The sequence below is a fragment of the uncultured Arthrobacter sp. genome (genome assembly GCF_964021775.1).
Taxonomy (GTDB): Bacteria; Actinomycetota; Actinomycetes; order Actinomycetales; family Micrococcaceae; genus Arthrobacter.
The window spans coordinates 259,695-276,054 of record NZ_CAXHZI010000003.1; the positions used below are offsets into that span (position 1 = coordinate 259,695).

The window sequence follows — 16,360 nt, forward strand, 5'->3', positions numbered from 1 at the left end:
TACATCTCCTCATTGAGCCTGTTGTCAGCGGCGGCCGGGCCTGGCGCCGCCGCCGTGATCCACGTTGTGGACTGTTCGCCTGAGGAAGGAGCCTATGGTGTGGCATGGAGCACTGTCAACGCTGGAATTACGCTTCATGCGGTGCCTTTTTACAGTGTGGACGCTAGACTTAGAGCTGTCCACAATGTGGATGTTTTGACGAATATTCTGAGGGATCGCGAGGAAAAAGATGAACCCAGTCCCCGTTCAGGGAGCGCAGGTGGTCAGCCGTGCCGCGGCCCTGCTGCGGATCGTTGGCCGGAAGCCGGAGGGGTCCCCGCTGGTGGAGCTGGTCCGCGAATCCGGGCTCACCCGGCCCACCGCCCACCGGCTGCTGACGTCCCTGGCGGCCGAGGGGCTGCTGGACCAGGACCCGCAGAGCGGCAACTGGGTGCTGGGCCCCGAGATCCTGCTGATGGGGTCGGTGGCCTCGGCGCGCTTCCCGCTGGAGGACATTGCACGTCCCAGCCTGCGCCGGCTGGCCGAGGAAACCGGAGAGAGCGCCTTCTTCTCGATCCGCCGCGGCGCAGAAACGGTGTGCCTGCTCCGCGAGGAGGGCAGCTTTCCGGTGCGATCCTTTGTGCTGCATGAGGGCGTCCGCTTTCCGCTGGGCGTCGCCTCCGCCGGCACCGCCATCATGGCGTTCCTGCCGGCAGCGGAGCAGGAGGCGCTGCTGGCCGGCTGGGCCGCCCATGCCGGGAGCTTTGCCGCTGCCCACAGCGAGGAAGTGGTCCGGGCGAATCTGGAGGCGACCCGGCAGGCGGGTTATTCGGTTAACCCGGGCCTGGTGCTGGAAGGCAGCTGGGGGATGGGCGCCGCCGTCTTCGACCAGCGGGGCAGGCCTGCCTGGGCGCTGTCCCTGACCGGGATTGAACCGCGTTTCCGCGAAGACCGCCGGGAACACCTGGGCCGCCTGCTGATGGACGAGGCGCACCGGATCTCGCTGCAGCTTCAGGGCACCTAAACGGGCAGCGAGGGCCGCAGCGCCGCCCTCCTCTCGACAAACCGGCAGGCCCGGAGCACGATGGAAATTGCAGCCGCAGCTGCATGCGCTTTGGACAGCGCCCATTACCTAATCCGGGTGGCGCGTCTGGCCCACGAACTACTTCCCCGCCTTGATGCTGGGGGACTGGGAGCAGGAGAAGAGCGCGGCGGACGCAGTCCATGCCGGAGCGAACCGGTGTCGCCCAAGGCGGTGCCGGCGCACCCGACGAGCCGGTTCCCCGGCTGTCCCCCTGTCAGCCCCGCTATCAAGGAATGAGTCTCATGACTCTCCCAGCAGAACCCCACCACGCGCCGCGCTTGCTGCGCCTTCTCATCGCTTTCACCGCCGCCCTGCTGTTGCCAGTGGCGGTCAGCGGCGCCGCCGCCACCGACGACGACTCGCCTACGACGTGGACCGTCCAGGTCGGATCCGAATCCTCAAGTCAGGCCATCCAGGGTATGGCCTTCCTGCCCGCGAACATTTACATCAATGCGGGCGACAAGGTCACGTGGGAGGCGAACTCCGCGGAGATCCACACCGTGACGTTCCTGGCCAAGGGCCAGTCCCTGAGGTCCACCCAGCCCTTCAACCCGTCGTTGCCGCAGAACATCTTCCAGCGGGGCGGGAAAAGTTACGACGGGCACTCGTATTACAACTCCGGCGTCATGACGAACGTGTCCGACAGTGGCTTCAAGCAAGTCGAGAAGTACACCCTGGCGTTCCCGCACAGGGGCAACTTCACCTATTACTGCCTGGTCCATGGCGCGGCGATGAAAGGAGTGGTCCACGTCCGGGCGGCCGGAACCGACTACCCGTACAGCCAGTCCCAGTACGACCGCCAGGCGGAGAAGCAGGAACGGGCCATCCTGCGGGACGGTCGCCAGGCCTGGGAAGAGGCCCGGGACCAGGCGGACGAACACACCGTGATCGCGGGAACGGATAACGGAACGTCCATGGTGATGCGCTTCGTCCGGCAGAAGGTCGAAATCCGTGTGGGCGAGAAAGTGACATTCGTCAACAACGGTATGGGCGCCCCGCATACCGTCACCTTCGGCAAGGAACCCGCGAATCTCTTCGTCCCCCGAGGTAATCCGGCCAAATTTGCCGGCGGAGACCTCAACTCGGGAATCATGCCCCCGCACAGCAAGTTCACCGTGACCTTCACCAAGGCCGGCGAGTTTGATTACATCTGCGGCCTGCATGACTTCATGGGCATGGTGGGCACCGTGGAAGTCAGGAGGTAGCCGGGCGCTGGTCCGGGCAGGAACACCTGCGGACGTGTTACTGCTTCCACCAGGTGTCGAAGATGGTGACCGGAACGGCGCGCTTGTGCCGGGTCCGCAGGTACTTCTGCTCGATCAGCTCGGCCGCGGCGTGTGGGACGTCCCGGCCTTCAAGGTAGTCATCGATGGTGTCGTAGCTCAGGCCGAGTTCTTCCTCGTCGGTGCGGCCGGGTTTGTGGTCCAGCAGGTCCGCCGTCGGGACCTTCTCCCAGATGCGCGCCGGGGCGCCGAGTTCGGCGAGAAGGGCCCGGTTCTGGCGCTTGTTCAAGCCGAAGAGCGGCAGGATGTCCGCACCGCCGTCGCCGTATTTGGTGAAGAACCCGGTGACGGATTCAGCGCCGTGGTCGGTGCCGATCACCAGGTAGTTGTGTTCCCCGGCCAGGGCGTACTGAGCGATCATCCGGGTGCGGGCCTTGGTGTTGCCCTTGTGGAAATCGGAGATGCCGTTGCCCACGGTCTTCTCGAATTCGTCCTCGAAGCCATCCACCGCGGCCGAGATGTTGAAGGTCCATTCCGTCTTGGCCCGCACGAAGTCCAGGGCCGCCTGCGCGTCGTCCTCGTCGTGCTGCACGCCGTACGGAAGCCGCACCGCCACGAAGTTCGCCTCCACTCCCTCGGCGTCCAGCTCCTCGACCGCCAGCTGCGCCAGCCGCCCGGCCAGCGAGGAATCGAGGCCGCCGGAAATGCCCAGGACGAAGCCCTTGGTGTGGCTGGCCTTGAGGTAGTCCTTGAGGAACGTAACGCGTTTGCGCACCTCCCCGGCAGGGTCGATCCGGGGCTGCACGCCCATTTCTTCAATGATCTTCGCCTGGAGTTCACGCATGCCTCACAGCCTAGCCAGCCGTGTCAACGCGGCTCAACTGTTGCCCGGCGAGGCGCGGCTCCGGCGCTGGCTTCCGCCGCGTTCCCGGACCGCCGCTGCTCATCCGGACCAGCGCTACGCGGATCCCGGGCGCCCCGGTCCGGAACCGCCGCCCGTGACCGGAACCGCCGCGAAAACCCCTCCCGCGGCACCGGTGGCAGGCGTAGCGTATGGCCATGGAGACGACGGGATGCGTGGTGGTCGGCGGCGGTCCGGCCGGAATGATGCTGGGCCTGCTGCTGGCCCGGGCCGGCGTGCAGGTGACGGTCCTGGAAAAGCACGCGGACTTCCTGCGTGACTTCCGCGGCGACACGGTGCACCCGTCCACCATCCGGCTGATCGACGAGCTCGGCCTCGGCGAGGAGTTCCGCCGGCTGCCGCAAAGCCGGCTGCGGAGCGTCGTGTTCCCGGTCCCGGGCGGGCCGCCGGTGACCATGGGCGACTTTGATTCCCTGCGGCCGCCGTACAACTACATCGCCATGATGCCGCAGTGGGATTTCCTGAACTTCCTGGCCGCCGCCGCTGCCGAGGAGCCGGGGTTCACGCTGCTGATGAGCCACACGGCCACCGGGCTGGTCCGCGACGGGGGCCGCGTCCGCGGGGTCCGGTTCCGCGCCCCGGACGGCACACCGGGCGAGCTCCGGGCCAACCTGGTGGTTGCCACGGACGGCCGCCATTCGGTTCTCCGGGCCGCCGTCGGGCTGGCGCCCAAAGAGTTTCCGGTGCCGTTCGACACCTGGTGGTTCCGGCTGCCCAAGTATCCCGCCGAAGCCGGCGAGGTGGCCGGGCTGGTGCCGGCCTTCGGCCCGGGCGAGGCGCTGGTGGCACTGTCCCGCACCGACTACTACCAGATGGGCTACCTTGCCCCGAAGGGCACCGACGCCAGGATCCGCGCGGAGGGCATCGAAGCGTTCCGGCGCCGGATCGCCGGGCTTCGGCCGGATCTCGCGGACCGGGTGGACGCGATCCGTTCCCTCGCCGACCTGCACTGGCTCGACGTCCGCCTGGACCGGTTGCAGTCCTGGCACATCAACGGCCTGCTCTGCATCGGCGACGCCGCGCACGCAATGTCCCCGGCCGGCGGCGTCGGCATCAACCTCGCCATCCAGGATGCCGTGGCGGCGGCGGAGCTCCTGGCCCCGGCGCTGCTCCGGGGCAGGGTCACGGCGGCGGATCTCAGACGCGTGGAACGACGACGGCGGCTCCCCACCGTGATCGTGCAGACCGGCCAGCGGCTGATGCACCGCGCCGTCTTCGGCCCGATCATGGCCGGCAGACGGGCCACGTTTCCCGCCGCGGCCCTCTTCCTGGTCCGGCGCGTTCCGGCGCTCCGCAGGATCATTCCCAGACTCATTGGCTTCGGACCCCGCCCGGAACACGCCCCCGCGTTCGCGCGGCGTGCCGAGGCCCGGCCGCAGCCGCACCCCTGACCTCGACGGGAGGACGGGGCAGCGGATGCAGGTCAGCCGTGCGTGGCGAGGTAGCTGATCAGGCCGTCGACCGTGGCGACCGCGGGGTAGTCACGCTCCGGGATGTCCACACCGGTGCCCTCGTCGATGGTCTCCACGAGCCGCAGGAAATCCAGCGAGTCCAACTCGAGGTCCTGCCGGAGCCGCGCGTCGCCGTCGACGTCGTCCAGCTCCACCTCGGGTGCGACCTTGCCCAGCGCGGCACGGACCGCGGCCCGGGCATCCTGTTCGTTCATGGGGTCTCCGTCTCTACAGTTCGTCCGGTTTTTGCAGCAGCTCTTCGATCCGGGCCAGGAAGCGGCCGCCGCGCAGCCCGTCGCTGACCCGGTGGTCCGCGGACAGGGTGGCGATCGCGGCGGACCGGACGCCCAGCATCCCGTTCTCCGCCCACGGTTGCTCCAGCACGCGGCCGAAGCCCACCATCGCCACCTGCGGCGGATAGATCACGCCGTAGACACTGTCCACCCCGAGGTCGCCGAGGTTCGTCACGGTGATGGTGGGGTCTGCCATCTCGGCGCGCTGCAGCCGCCCGGCCCGGGCACGGCCCACTAAGTCGCGCAGCTGTGCCATCAGCTCGTCGAGGGGCAGGGTGTCGGCGTCGTGGATCGCCGGCGCCACCAGGCCGCCCTGGCGCAGGGCCACCGCCACGCCCAGATGCACCGCGGCGCTGGGCCGGTACGCGCCGTCCACGTAGAAGCCGTTGACCTCCGGGACGTCCTTGGCCGCGAGCGCCGCAGCCTTGAGCAGCAGGGCGGAGGGCACCAGCCGGGATGCCACCGGCCGCTGCGCGTTGACGGTCTGCATCCAGGCGACGGCGGCGCGCAGGTCCAGGGTGGTGCTTAGGTAATAGTGCGGAATGGTCTGCTTGGAGCGCGACATCAGCGCCCCGATGGCCCGGCGCAGCGAGGCCACCCGGTCGCGCGCCTCCGACGCCGGTCCTGACGCCGGGGCCGCAGTCGCCGGTTCCGCCGCAGCCGGGGCTTCTGCCGCCGGAACCGCCGGCGGTGCCGCGGGAGGCACTCCAGCCGCCGTCGCCTCAGCCTCAGGGGGACCGGCCGGCGGGCGGGCCGTGGCGCGCTGGACGTCCTCCACGGTCACGGCGCCCTCCGGCCCGGTACCCGGAACTGCGGAAAGCTCGACGCCGAGCTCGGCAGCGAGCCGCCTGGCCCGCGGCGAGGACCGCACCCGCCCTGCGACCGCCGGACGGGCGGCCACCGCGTGTTCCACGTCGGCGCGGGTGATGGCTCCGTCCTTGCCGGTGCCGTGGATCCGTCCGGTGTCCACGCCGAGCCGGTGCGCCAGGTGCCGGACCGGCGGCGCGATCGGCGGCGCTGCCGGGGGAGGTACGGCCTTCGCGGACTCCGGCTTCGCGGCCACGGTCCGGGCCGGCGGTCCCTCATGGCTGGGGGCCCCGACCTCGGCCGGGGTCTGCGTGATCCGGGCCAGCGGCGTCCCCACCGGCACGGTTTCGCCGATCTCCACCAGCAGGTCCGCGACCACACCCTCCTGGAAGGACTCGACATCCATCACCGTCTTGTCCGTGTCCACCACGGCCACCAGGTCCCCGCGGCGGACGTAGTCGCCCGGCTTGACCAGCCATTCGACGATCTTGCCGTGCTCCATGTCCGCCCCGAGCGAGGGCATCAGGAAATCAGCCACGCGTCCCTGCCGCCTCCCGCGCCGCCGCGACCACCCGTTCCACGGAGGGCAGCGCGGCGAGTTCAAGGTGCTTGGAGTAGGGGATCGGCACCTCCGCGCTGCAGACCCGGCCCACCGGCGCGTCCAGCTCGAAGAACGCGTGTTCGCTGATCCGGGCGCTGATTTCGGCCGAAATGCTGCCGCTGCGCCAGCCCTCATCGACCACCACGGCGCGGTGCGTCCTGGCCACGGAGGCGAGGATCGCGGCGTCGTCGAGCGGGCGCAGGGTGCGCAGGTCCAGCACCTCGGCGTCGATGCCGTCGGCGGCAAGCTGCGCCGCGGCCTCAAGCGTGAGCGGAAGCGTCCCGCCGTACGTGATGAGTGAGACGTCGGTACCCGGGCGCCGGATGGCGGCACTGGTGATGTCCACCGCGCCGGCGTCGTCGGGCAGCTCGCCCGGGACGTTGTACAGCGAACCGTGCTCGAAGATCAGCACCGGATCAGGGTCCTGAAGCGCGGTCCAGAGCATTCCGCGGGCATCTTCGAGGGTGGCCGGGGTGAGGATCCGCAGGCCGGGGATGTGCGCGTACCAGCCCTCCAGGCTGTGCGAGTGCTGGGCGCCGAGCTGTCGGCCGGCGCCGGTGGTCATCCGGATCACGAGCGGCACGTGGAACTGGCCGCCGGACATGTGCAGCAGGGACGCGGCGTTGTTCACGATCTGGTCCAGGGCGAGCAGGCTGAAGTTCACGGTCATGATCTCCACGATGGGGCGCATCCCGCCCAGCGCGGCACCGATTCCGGCGCCGACGAAGCCGGACTCGGACAGCGGGGTGTCGCGGATCCGTTCCGGCCCGAATTCCTCCAGCAGGCCCAGGCTCACGGCGAAGGATCCGCCGTAGGCCCCCACATCCTCGCCCATCAGGAACACCCGCTCGTCGCGTTGCAGCGCGTCGCGGATTCCGGCCCGGAGCGCCTCCCGGTAGCTGGATTTCATGATCCGCGCCCTTCCGGCCAGGCGCCGGGCTCGCCGTAGACGAAGCGCGTGAGGTCCTCGAGCGGTTCGGGCGTGCCGGCATCCGCGAACTCGACGCCGGCCGTGACTTCCGCGTCGGCGTCGGACTCCAGCTGCTGCCACTGTTCGTCGGTGAGCTGGCCTGCGGACTCCATCGCCGAGCGCAGCAGCGCGATCGGATCCCGTTCCAGCCAGCGGGCCACCTCGGCCTTCTCCCGGTACCGCTCCGGGTCGAACATCGAGTGCGCCCGGAAACGGTAGGTGCGCAGTTCCAGGAAGTGCGGGCCGCCGCCGGCCCGCACCGCGTCGACCGCGCGCCGGGCGGTCTCCTCCACGGCCAGTACGTCCATCCCGTCCACGGCCCACGCGGCGATCTCGTACCCGGCGGCCTTCAGCGCGATGTCCGTCTGCGACTCGGAGCGGCCCAGCGCCGTGCCCATCGCGTAGAGGTTGTTTTCGCAGCAGAACAGCACCGGCAGCTGCCAGAGCGCGGCCAGGTTAAGGCTTTCGTGGAACTCGCCTTCCGCGACGGCGCCCTCACCGAAAAAGCACACGGTGACGCGGGAACGCCCGGCCATCTTGTCCGCGAGCGCCAGCCCGACGGCGAGCGGCAGGCCCCCGGCGACGATCGCGTTCCCGCCGTAGAAGCGGGTGGCGGCGTCGAAGAGGTGCATGGAACCGCCGCGTCCCCGGCAGCAGCCCTCCACGCAGCCGTACATCTCGGCCAGGATCGACCCCGCTGACACACCGCGCAGCAGCGCGTGGCCGTGTTCCCGGTAGGTGGCGACGACGGCGTCCTCCGGCGACAGCGCCTCCAGTACCCCCGCCGCCACGGCTTCCTCGCCGATGTAGACGTGTAGGAAGCCGCGGATTTTGGCGGCGCTGTAGAGCTCGACGCACTTCTCCTCGAACCGGCGCACGCGAAGCATTTGCAGCAGCAGGTGCCGGCCGTGCGCGGCATCCAGCGGGCCGGCGGGCGCCGCCATGGGCCCGGTCACTGCCGGCCCTCCGGCGCTACTCCTGGCTGGCTGCCGGGCACCGCCCCGCCCGGTGCTGAGCCCGGCGCAGTGCCTTCGGGCACCGCCCCCGGCGGGGACTCGATGGTGGACGTGTCGCCCTCCGGCAGCCCCAGTTCGCGGGCCTTGAGCAGGCGGCGGAGGATCTTCCCGCTGCGGGTTTTTGGCAGCGCCGTGGTGAAGTCCAGCAGCCGGGGCGCGACGGCGGGGCCCAGCCGTTTGCGGGCGAATCCGATGATGTCCAGCTGCAGCTGCTCGGACGGCTCCCAGCCGGGGCGCAGCTCCACAAAGGCCTTGACCACCTCGCCGGCGACCGGGTCCGGGACGCCGATGACGCCGGCCTCGGCGACGGCCTCGTGCTCCATCAGGGAGCTCTCCACCTCGAACGGGCCGATCAGGTGCCCCGAGGACTTGATTACGTCGTCGCCGCGGCCGACGAACCAGTAGTAGCCGTCGGCGTCGCGCTTGGCGAGGTCGCCGGTGAGGTACCAGCCGCCCACGAAGCACCGGCGGTAGCGTTCCTCCTCGTGCAGGTAGCCGCGGAACATCGAGGGCCAGCCGGGCCGGAGGGCCAGCTCGCCCATGGTGTCCGGCTCGGTGACCAGTACCGCCCGCCCGTCGCGGACCACCAGCTTGTCCTGTGCGTCCCGGGCCATCAGGGCAGCCTCGATGCCGGGCAGCGGCCGGCCCATGGAACCCGGCCGGATCTCGGTGGCCGCGAAGTTCGAGATCATGATGCCGCCGGTTTCGGTCTGCCACCAGTTGTCATGCACCGGCTGGCCGAAGGCTTCCTTGCCCCACACCACCACCTCCGGGTTGAGCGGCTCGCCGACGCTGGCCACAAAGCGCAGGGCTGACAGGTCGTGCCCGGCGGCCCGCTCCGCCCCGGCCTTCATCAGCATCCGCAGCGCGGTCGGCGCGGTGTACCAGACCGTGACGTGCTGCTCGGCGAGGATCCGGTACCAGCGGTCCGCGTCCATTTCCTCCTCGTCCACAATGCTCGTCACGCCGTGGCTGAGCGGGGCGAGGACACCGTAGGACGTCCCGGTCACCCAGCCGGGATCGGCCGTGCACCAGTAGACATCGTCCGGATGCACGTCCAGCGCGAAGGTGCCGGTCGCGTGGTGGGCGGTGACGGCGTCGTGCACGTGGATGGCGCCCTTGGGCGTGCCGGTGGTGCCGGAGGTGAAGTGCAGCAGGGCCATGTCCTCGGGCCCGGTCGCCGCGATCTCCGCGTCCGTGGGGGCTGCCTGCATCAGCTCTTCCAGGTCCAGGGTGCCCGGCTCCGCGCCGCCGCCGGCGTCGGTCAGCAGCACATGCCGCAGCTCCGGCAGCGAGCCGCGCAGCTGCGCCACCTTCCGCCGGTACAGTGCGCGGGTGGTGATGAGCACCCGCCCGGAGCCCAGCTGCAGCCGCTGCCGCACGGGCTCCGGCCCGAAGGCCGAGAACAGCGGGCAGAACACGCTCGCGTTCTTGAAGGTGCCGAGCATCGCGATGTAGAGGGAGGGGGTGCGGCCGCTGAGCGAGAAGACGCGCTCGCCGCGCCCGACGCCGAGGCTGCGCAACACCGCGGCGAACCGGCTGCTTTGCTCGGCCAGCTGCCCGTAGGTGAGCGCATGGCTGGTCCCGTCGGCGCGGATGAACCGCAGCGCCTCCCGGCCGCCGCGTCCGCCGGCCGCATGCCGGTCCGCGGCCTCGAAGGCGATGTTCAGGCCCCGGCCCCCGGGCAGTCCGGACAGTTCCCGGCGGGCGTCCTCCCATGAAAAGGCCGCGCAGCTCGCGTCATAATCCAGCAGGTTGGGCCGGACCCGGAAGCTGCCCGGGTCCTTGGGGATCGCCGGCCAGCGGGTGGAAGGTTCGGTTCCTGCCGTCATGCTTACATCGGACGCCCGCCCCGCGCCGGCTGCCAGTGCCGTAAGTCCCGTGCACGCGCCGGGGCGTGCGGCCCGCCCCGACATCTGCGGTCCGGACTGGGATTCGGGCCGCGGCCAGCCACTAAACTGGGTCCCATGACTGCCACCAGTGACTTTGCAGCCGACGCTGCTGCCGCCCGTGCCCGCCTCCTGGAACTGATCAAGGAGCTGGCCGTCGTCCGCGGCAAGGTCATCCTCTCCAGCGGCGCCGAAGCCGACTACTACATCGACCTGCGCCGCATCACCCTGCACCACGAGGCCTCCAAGCTGGTCGGCCAGGTCATGCTGTCGCTGATGGACGACGCCGGGATCGACTTTGAGTGCGCCGGCGGACTGACCATGGGGGCAGACCCGGTGGGCACCGCCGTGATGCACGCCGCCGTCGACGCCGGCCGTCCGGTGGACGCCTTCGTGGTCCGCAAGGCGCAGAAGTCCTACGGCATGGGCCGCCAGGTTGAGGGCCCCTCGGTCGAGGGCCGCAAGGTCCTGGTCCTGGAGGACACCTCCACCACGGGCGGCTCCGCGCTCACCGCCGTTGAGGGCGTGCGCCGGGCCGGCGGCAACGTCGTCGCCGTAGCCGTGATTGTGGACCGCGACACGGGCGCCAAGGAAAAGATCGAAGCCGAGGCCGGCGTCCCCTACCTGTTCGCCTTCGGAAAGGATGAACTCGGCCTGAACTAGGCATTTCACCGGCGGCGGACACGTGTGGACGGTGCTATAGGGGTGACTTATCCTTTTGACATACCCCCAGTCGGTACATTCGTACCCGTAGTTGGAGAAACGCGCTATGCTCCCGCCCCAGGAATCCCCTGCATCCGTCAATACCGTTGACCAGGTCCAGAACCTGATCCTCGACAGCACCGACTTCGAAGAGTTCCTTAACGAACTCGCGCGCTTCTCCGCGCACCAGGTGGCCGGTGAGGGCGACGACGCGCTCTGCGGCATCACCCTGCTGCGGGACCGGAAGGCCGCCACCATCGGCTGGAGCAGCGACTCGGCCCGCGAAGTGGACGAAATCCAGTACCGGCTGGCGCAGGGGCCGTGCCTGACGGCGGCGCAGGAGGAACGCGAGGTCTACGTCCCGGACCTGTTCGAGGAAGACCGCTGGGGACCGGACTACGCCACCGCCGTGGCCTCCCACGGACTGCGCTCGGTGCTGTCCGTACCGTTCCACCTCCAAGGCGAAGCCCAGGCAGCCCTGAACCTGTATTCGGACGCGCCGCACAAATTCGACGGCGACGTCGCGGCGCGTGCGCGTGACTTCACCCGGCAAATCTCCCAGGCCCTGCGGATGGCCGTGCGCTTTTCGCTGCACACGGACAGCGCCACGAACCTGCGGGCCACGCTGGAATCGCGCACCGTCATCGACATGGCCATCGGGATTGTGATGGCCCAGAACCGCTGCAGCCAGGAGACGGCGGTGCGGATCCTCATGGACGCGTCAAGCAACGGCAACGTCAAGCTGCGCGACATCGCCACCTCGCTGGTGGAGTCGGTCGGCGGCTCCGCCACGCGGACCCACTTCCAGGAGCCCGGACGGCAGGCCACCGGATAAGGGCCGGTGAACGAGCGGCAAAAATAGGGGACTTGTGCCCTTTACATCGTGCAGATACGCTGAGTGAGGTTGAGCCGTCGGCCATAGACACTTTCTTTGGAGTACCTATGGACCACTCTCTTAACGCCCAGGTCAAGCTCGACGTCGCTTCAGATGTCATCCGGATTGATGTCCGGGGGCGCCTCAGCCAAACTTCCCGCCCGGCCCTGATCCAGCTGATCCAGCGCATCCGCCGCATGGGCATCAGCTCCCATATCCGGGTGGACCTCGGCCACGCCGAGTTCGTCGAATCAGCGGCCCTGGCGGGCCTGCGCAACGACTTGAACGCCATTGACGGCCGGTTCAGCCAGTTGGATGTGGCCGGCGCCCTGACCGTCGCGGCCGGAGTATCGCTGGAACTGCAGATGTTCGGCGATGACTTCGGCAAGGTGTTCCAGCCGCTGGACCTCTCCGGTGACTTCACCGCCTCCATCAACCCGTCCGGCACCCGGACGCTGGCCCGCTACTCCGACGACGAACTGCTGGCTGCCAGCGACTGCGTCTTCGGCAAGCTCGACGATCCCGCCACCGGTGCGCCCTCGGAACTGCTGGCCCGGTACGAGGACATCAGCTTGGAACTCAGCCGGCGCGAAGCCGGGCGCGAGCCCGAACCCGCCTGAGTCCGGGCCGGCGCGGCCGCCGGAGCGGGGATCCACCCTGCGTTTTCTGCTGCAGCGGCACAATGGCTACGGTAGAGGTGTGCCGCATGAGACCGAAGCGAACGACGGGCGCGGACCCCGGAACGAGGAGGCCCGCGTGCTCCGGCACGCCGCCGAACTTGAGCGGTTTTCGCGGCGGAACTTCCTCATCGGAACCGGCGCTGCCTCCGTCCTTGCCGCGGACATGCTGTTCACCCGCCGGGTGCAGGCCGAGCGGCGCGTCAACAAGATCCTGATGGTGCCCGACGACGTCGCGGAGCTGTATTTCCCCCACGCTGCCTGGTTCCTCTTCCCGGGGTACAAGACCAGCTGGGAAGAAGCGCAGTGGATCCTGAACTCGCTGCGCGGTGCGCTGACCAAGCGGGGCCAGCTGGCCGCCGTCGGATATTCCAACGTTGGCATGGACATCGACAAGATCGTGATCGCGGTCATCGAACACATCCGCGCCCACCAGCTGGACACCGTCTACTTCTATGGCCACAGCTTCGGCGGCATGGTGGCGGTGCAGGTCGCCGCCCGGCTCCTGGAGCTGCACGGCGTCCAGGTGGCGTTCATCCTGCTGGACTCCAGCCCGGCCAGCCGGTACGACGTGCTGGACCAGAGCTGGTTCGACGGGGTGGTGTTTCTCTACGAGAGCGGATTCCGGTTTCCCACCGTGCTGCGCGGCGGCTATGAACTCGGCGAGCGGGTGCTCAACAAGCACGAACGCAGCTGGGGCCAGATCCTGGACCAGACCATGGAGCAGCTCTCGCCGATCGCCCCGTCCAGTGTGCTGATCCAGACGGAATCGGCCTACATTTACCACTTCGACCTGAACCGGTTCGTCGGCCGGCTGGGGGACGCGAAGATGGCGTTCATCGGCAACCCCAGGGACCAGACCGTCAGTTACGAGACGGCCCGGGACACCTGGATGCTGCGGTTCAAGGCGAACATGGTCTCGGATTCGCTGCAAACCGACGGTGCACGGCCGGCCCACGCCAGCCCGCAGTGGAACCCCTTCGTCTACCGGCCGCTCATCGAGGAGCTCCAGGACGAGTTCCTGCCGCTCGCCTCCGGCGGGGGCAAAAAGACCGCGGTCTAGCCGAAGTAGCCCCCGGCCGGCACCCGGCGTTCGCTCAGATCTGGTTCTTCAGGTCCGCGACCGAGTTCAGGGTCTGGTTGGGCCGGAACGGGTAGGCCGCGACGTCGTCCTTGTGGGTGATGCCGCTGAGCACCAGCACCGTGTGCAGCCCCGCCTCCATACCGGCGATGATGTCGGTGTCCATCCGGTCACCGATCATGGCGGTGGTCTCCGAGTGGGCGTCGATCTGATTCATCGCGGAGCGGAACATCATCGGGTTCGGCTTGCCCACAATGTAGGGTTCACGTCCGGTCGCCTTGGTGATCAGCGCCGCGATCGCACCGGTGGCGGGCATCGGGCCGTCCTTGGACGGGCCGGTGGCGTCCGGGTTGGTCGCGATGAAGCGCGCGCCGCCCAGGATCAGGCGGATGGCCATGGTGATGGCCTCGAAGGAGTAGGTCCGGGTCTCGCCGAGCACCACAAAGTCCGGGTCCTGGTCGGTGAGGATGAAGCCCGCCTCATGCAGCGCCGTCGTCAGCCCGGCCTCACCGATGGTGTAGGCGCGGTTGCCGGATTCGGAGCCGCGCACCTGGTCCTTGAGGAACTGGGCCGTCGCGAGGGCCGAGGTCCAGATGTTCTCCTCCGGGATTTCCAGGCCGGAGCTTTTCAGCCGGGCGGCAAGGTCGCGGGGCGTGAAGATCGAATTATTGGTGAGGACCAGGAACCGTTTGGACGTATCCACCCAGCGCTGGATGAGTTCCGAGGCTCCCGGGATCGGCTGGTTTTCGTGGACCAGCACGCCGTCCATGTCCGTCAGCCAGCATTCGATTTCCTGGCCGCTGCGGTACACCGAGGACGTGGACTGCACCTCGTCCGGGTCCGAACGCCGGTCTGTCCCGTGGTCTTCGTGCTGATCCGCCATGGTGCCCTCCGCCAATAGTGTGCCGCAACAGGTCCCAGTCTACTGTTGAGTCGTGATTGAACCCGAGACACCCAGCGAACACCCCGCCGGCACCCCGGCCGCTCCGGACGGTGAGGCGGAGCCTAAGGCGGAGGTCGGCGTCGGGCCCTGGCAGGGTCAGTGGCCGGAGGGCGAACATTGGGACCCGGACCTGCTGGCGGACGGTGACCGCCGCAACGTGGTGGACAAGTACCGGTACTGGAAGCACGAGGCGATCGTGGCGGACCTGGACTCGCGGCGCCACAACTTCCACATCGCCATCGAAAACTGGCAGCACGACATGAACATCGGCACCGTGGTCCGCACCGCCAACGCGTTCCTGGCCAAGGAAGTCCACATCATCGGACGACGCCGGTGGAACCGCCGCGGGGCCATGGTCACGGACCGCTACCAGCACGTCCGCCACCACGCCACCGTGGACGAATTTGTCGCCTGGGCCCAGGCGGAGGGGCTGGCCGTGATCGGGATCGACATCTTCCCCGATTCCGTCCCGCTGGAAACCTACGAGCTGCCCCGGGACTGTGTGCTGGTGTTCGGCCAGGAGGGGCCGGGCCTGACGCCGGAGGTCCACGAGGCCGCCGTGGCGACGCTCTCGATCGAGCAGTTCGGGTCCACGCGCTCCATCAACGCTGCCTCCGCGGCCGCGATCGCGATGCACGCCTGGATCCGCCGGCACGTGTTCAACCAGCTGCCGGGGTAACCGCCCCGGGCCCCGGCACCCTCCGCTCCGCCGGTCAGCTCCGCCGGTCCGCGCGAGATGACACTTCGCGGCAGTATTTCCCGGAAATACTGCCGCGACATGCCATCTCGGCGCAGCGGAAGGCCGGACCTGTGGATAACCGGAGCAGAAGGGGCGAGGAGCGGCAAGAATGAGCCCATGCGCCGGGCGCCGCTTCCCCCTCACCTCTCCGCCGGGTCCTTCTCGCTGCGAGCGGCGGACAAGGCCGGCGTCACCCGGACGCGCACCCGCGCCGGCGACCTGGTCACGGTGTCGCGCGGCATCCGGATGCCGCTGGCGTCAAGGGCCGCCGGCACCGTGGCCCTGCGCGCCTACACGGAGCTCGACGACGGCTCCATCCTCGCGCTCGGCTCGGCCGCCCGCCTCTGGAAAGCCCCGCTGCCACCCTGGCAGGGCGAGGACTGGCGCATCCACCTGGCCCGCCGCCGGGGTGCCAGCATGCCGCGCCGGGTAAACGTCGTGGGGCATCTTCTGACGCTTCTGCCGGATGAAGTGGTGGAGCTCGACGGCGTCCGGCTCACCTCGCCGGCCCGGACTTTTCTGGATCTGGCCAGGATGCTGCCGGTGGAGGACCTTGTGGCAGTGGCCGATTCCCTGGTCTGCGAACACGGGCCGGAGCATCCCTTTCCGCGTCGGGCCCTGTGCAGCATCGCGGACCTGAGGGGGATGGTTGCCCGGCATCCGGGGTCCCGCGGTGTGCGCACAGCCAGAGCCGCCGTCGAACTCGTCCGGGTGGGGGCCGATTCGGCGCCGGAAACGCAGATGCGGCTGGCCCTGGTGCAGGCGGGGCTGCCCGAGCCGGTGCTGAACCATGTGGTCTGGGGTCAGGTCGAATGGGGCGGGGGCGCAGCGCCTGTTCTCTGGCCCGACGCGGCATACCCGCAGTGGCGGCTCGCGCTGCAGTACGAGGGACCGCACCACAACAGGGACGAGCAGTACCTGCGGGACATTCGAAGGGCCGACACCGCAGCGCGGTCCGGCTGGCAGGAGCTCAGGGTCTCGCGCTTCGACCTGGCCGGCGACCGTCCCGCCGTCGTCCGGAAAGTCCGGGCAGCGCTGGAGAGCCGGGGGTGGCGCCCGAGATGACACTTCGCGGCAGTGTTTTCCGGAAACACTGCCGCGACCTGCCA

16 protein-coding genes are annotated in these 16,360 nt (G+C 69.2%); 9 read left to right on the forward strand and 7 right to left on the reverse strand.

Annotated features, from left to right (window positions below; all coding sequences use genetic code 11):
* Positions 1-229 precede the first annotated feature (229 nt).
* A complete protein-coding gene (locus tag ABIN76_RS04830; protein ID WP_346958578.1) occupies positions 230-1,003 on the forward strand; it encodes an IclR family transcriptional regulator in 774 nt (257 codons plus the stop codon).
* A gap of 302 nt (positions 1,004-1,305) precedes the next feature.
* On the forward strand, positions 1,306-2,268 hold the full coding sequence (locus ABIN76_RS04835) for a plastocyanin/azurin family copper-binding protein (RefSeq protein ID WP_346958579.1): 963 nt from the start codon (positions 1,306-1,308) through the stop codon (positions 2,266-2,268).
* 37 nt (positions 2,269-2,305) lie between these two features.
* Here the strand turns inward: ABIN76_RS04835 and nadE are convergent, their stop codons facing one another.
* On the reverse strand, positions 2,306-3,130 hold the full coding sequence (gene nadE / locus ABIN76_RS04840; protein WP_346958580.1) for an ammonia-dependent NAD(+) synthetase: 825 nt from the start codon (positions 3,128-3,130) through the stop codon (positions 2,306-2,308).
* A 215-nt stretch (positions 3,131-3,345) separates the two neighbouring features.
* Here nadE and ABIN76_RS04845 point away from each other — a divergent pair, with 215 nt between their 5' ends.
* On the forward strand, positions 3,346-4,599 hold the full coding sequence (locus tag ABIN76_RS04845; RefSeq protein ID WP_346958581.1) for an FAD-dependent oxidoreductase: 1,254 nt from the start codon (positions 3,346-3,348) through the stop codon (positions 4,597-4,599).
* A gap of 32 nt (positions 4,600-4,631) precedes the next feature.
* Here ABIN76_RS04845 and ABIN76_RS04850 read toward each other — a convergent pair whose 3' ends face one another.
* Genes ABIN76_RS04850 through acsA form a run of 5 tightly spaced genes read right to left on the reverse strand, consistent with a single transcriptional unit; the run spans position 4,632 to position 10,178 of the window.
* Entirely contained in the window at positions 4,632-4,874 is a 243-nt protein-coding gene (locus ABIN76_RS04850; RefSeq protein WP_346958582.1) for a phosphopantetheine-binding protein, read from the reverse strand.
* Positions 4,875-4,887: 13 nt separating this feature from the next.
* The gene (locus ABIN76_RS04855) at positions 4,888-6,297 is read right to left on the reverse strand and encodes a dihydrolipoamide acetyltransferase family protein (protein ID WP_346958583.1); all 1,410 of its coding nucleotides are present in this window, start codon (positions 6,295-6,297) and stop codon (positions 4,888-4,890) included.
* Positions 6,290-7,270 carry an alpha-ketoacid dehydrogenase subunit beta gene (locus ABIN76_RS04860; RefSeq protein ID WP_346958584.1) on the reverse strand — a complete coding sequence of 327 codons (981 nt, stop codon included), beginning with the start codon at positions 7,268-7,270 and terminating at the stop codon, positions 6,290-6,292. The genes ABIN76_RS04855 and ABIN76_RS04860 overlap by 8 nt, the downstream gene beginning before the upstream one ends.
* Complete coding sequence (gene pdhA, locus ABIN76_RS04865) at positions 7,267-8,274, reverse strand: pyruvate dehydrogenase (acetyl-transferring) E1 component subunit alpha (protein WP_346958658.1); 1,008 nt, start codon at positions 8,272-8,274, stop codon at positions 7,267-7,269. The genes ABIN76_RS04860 and pdhA overlap by 4 nt, the downstream gene beginning before the upstream one ends.
* Before the next feature lie 8 nt (positions 8,275-8,282).
* Entirely contained in the window at positions 8,283-10,178 is a 1,896-nt protein-coding gene (acsA, locus tag ABIN76_RS04870) for an acetate--CoA ligase (protein WP_346958585.1), read from the reverse strand.
* 135 nt (positions 10,179-10,313) lie between these two features.
* On the opposite strand from acsA, the gene pyrE reads away from it, so the two are divergent.
* The 4 genes from pyrE to ABIN76_RS04890 all read left to right on the forward strand — a co-directional run bounded on the left by pyrE (position 10,314) and on the right by ABIN76_RS04890 (position 13,551).
* Positions 10,314-10,898, forward strand: a complete 585-nt coding sequence (gene pyrE, locus ABIN76_RS04875; protein ID WP_346958586.1) for an orotate phosphoribosyltransferase — start codon at positions 10,314-10,316, stop codon at positions 10,896-10,898.
* A gap of 106 nt (positions 10,899-11,004) precedes the next feature.
* A complete protein-coding gene (locus tag ABIN76_RS04880) occupies positions 11,005-11,772 on the forward strand; it encodes a GAF and ANTAR domain-containing protein (RefSeq protein WP_346958587.1) in 768 nt (255 codons plus the stop codon).
* Between the two features lie 107 nt (positions 11,773-11,879).
* Positions 11,880-12,431: a hypothetical protein gene (locus ABIN76_RS04885; protein WP_346958588.1), complete on the forward strand. Its 552-nt coding sequence runs from the start codon at positions 11,880-11,882 to the stop codon at positions 12,429-12,431.
* A gap of 79 nt (positions 12,432-12,510) precedes the next feature.
* Entirely contained in the window at positions 12,511-13,551 is a 1,041-nt protein-coding gene (locus ABIN76_RS04890; RefSeq protein WP_346958589.1) for a thioesterase domain-containing protein, read from the forward strand.
* Positions 13,552-13,585: 34 nt separating this feature from the next.
* Here the strand turns inward: ABIN76_RS04890 and ABIN76_RS04895 are convergent, their stop codons facing one another.
* Positions 13,586-14,452 carry an HAD-IIA family hydrolase gene (locus tag ABIN76_RS04895; protein ID WP_346958590.1) on the reverse strand — a complete coding sequence of 289 codons (867 nt, stop codon included), beginning with the start codon at positions 14,450-14,452 and terminating at the stop codon, positions 13,586-13,588.
* A gap of 52 nt (positions 14,453-14,504) precedes the next feature.
* Between ABIN76_RS04895 and ABIN76_RS04900 the strand changes: the two genes are divergently transcribed.
* Together ABIN76_RS04900 and ABIN76_RS04905 are read left to right on the forward strand one after the other, a co-directional pair.
* Positions 14,505-15,191, forward strand: coding sequence for a TrmH family RNA methyltransferase (locus ABIN76_RS04900; RefSeq protein ID WP_346958591.1), 687 nt, complete (start codon positions 14,505-14,507; stop codon positions 15,189-15,191).
* 177 nt (positions 15,192-15,368) lie between these two features.
* Complete coding sequence (locus tag ABIN76_RS04905; protein WP_346958592.1) at positions 15,369-16,316, forward strand: hypothetical protein; 948 nt, start codon at positions 15,369-15,371, stop codon at positions 16,314-16,316.
* The last annotated feature ends 44 nt before the right edge of the window (positions 16,317-16,360 follow it).

Bases quoted from the DNA above. Each gene is read 5' to 3' on its own strand.
- ABIN76_RS04830 (WP_346958578.1), top strand. From the start codon at position 230: ATGAACCCAGTCCCCGTTCAGGGAGCGCAGGTGGTCAGCCGTGCCGCG.
- ABIN76_RS04835 (WP_346958579.1), top strand. From the start codon at position 1,306: ATGACTCTCCCAGCAGAACCCCACCACGCGCCGCGCTTGCTGCGCCTT.
- nadE (WP_346958580.1), bottom strand. From the start codon at position 3,130: ATGCGTGAACTCCAGGCGAAGATCATTGAAGAAATGGGCGTGCAGCCC.
- ABIN76_RS04845 (WP_346958581.1), top strand. From the start codon at position 3,346: ATGGAGACGACGGGATGCGTGGTGGTCGGCGGCGGTCCGGCCGGAATG.
- ABIN76_RS04850 (WP_346958582.1), bottom strand. From the start codon at position 4,874: ATGAACGAACAGGATGCCCGGGCCGCGGTCCGTGCCGCGCTGGGCAAG.
- ABIN76_RS04860 (WP_346958584.1), bottom strand. From the start codon at position 7,270: ATGAAATCCAGCTACCGGGAGGCGCTCCGGGCCGGAATCCGCGACGCG.
- pdhA (WP_346958658.1), bottom strand. From the start codon at position 8,274: ATGGCGGCGCCCGCCGGCCCGCTGGATGCCGCGCACGGCCGGCACCTG.
- acsA (WP_346958585.1), bottom strand. From the start codon at position 10,178: ATGACGGCAGGAACCGAACCTTCCACCCGCTGGCCGGCGATCCCCAAG.
- pyrE (WP_346958586.1), top strand. From the start codon at position 10,314: ATGACTGCCACCAGTGACTTTGCAGCCGACGCTGCTGCCGCCCGTGCC.
- ABIN76_RS04880 (WP_346958587.1), top strand. From the start codon at position 11,005: ATGCTCCCGCCCCAGGAATCCCCTGCATCCGTCAATACCGTTGACCAG.
- ABIN76_RS04885 (WP_346958588.1), top strand. From the start codon at position 11,880: ATGGACCACTCTCTTAACGCCCAGGTCAAGCTCGACGTCGCTTCAGAT.
- ABIN76_RS04895 (WP_346958590.1), bottom strand. From the start codon at position 14,452: ATGGCGGATCAGCACGAAGACCACGGGACAGACCGGCGTTCGGACCCG.
- ABIN76_RS04905 (WP_346958592.1), top strand. From the start codon at position 15,369: ATGCGCCGGGCGCCGCTTCCCCCTCACCTCTCCGCCGGGTCCTTCTCG.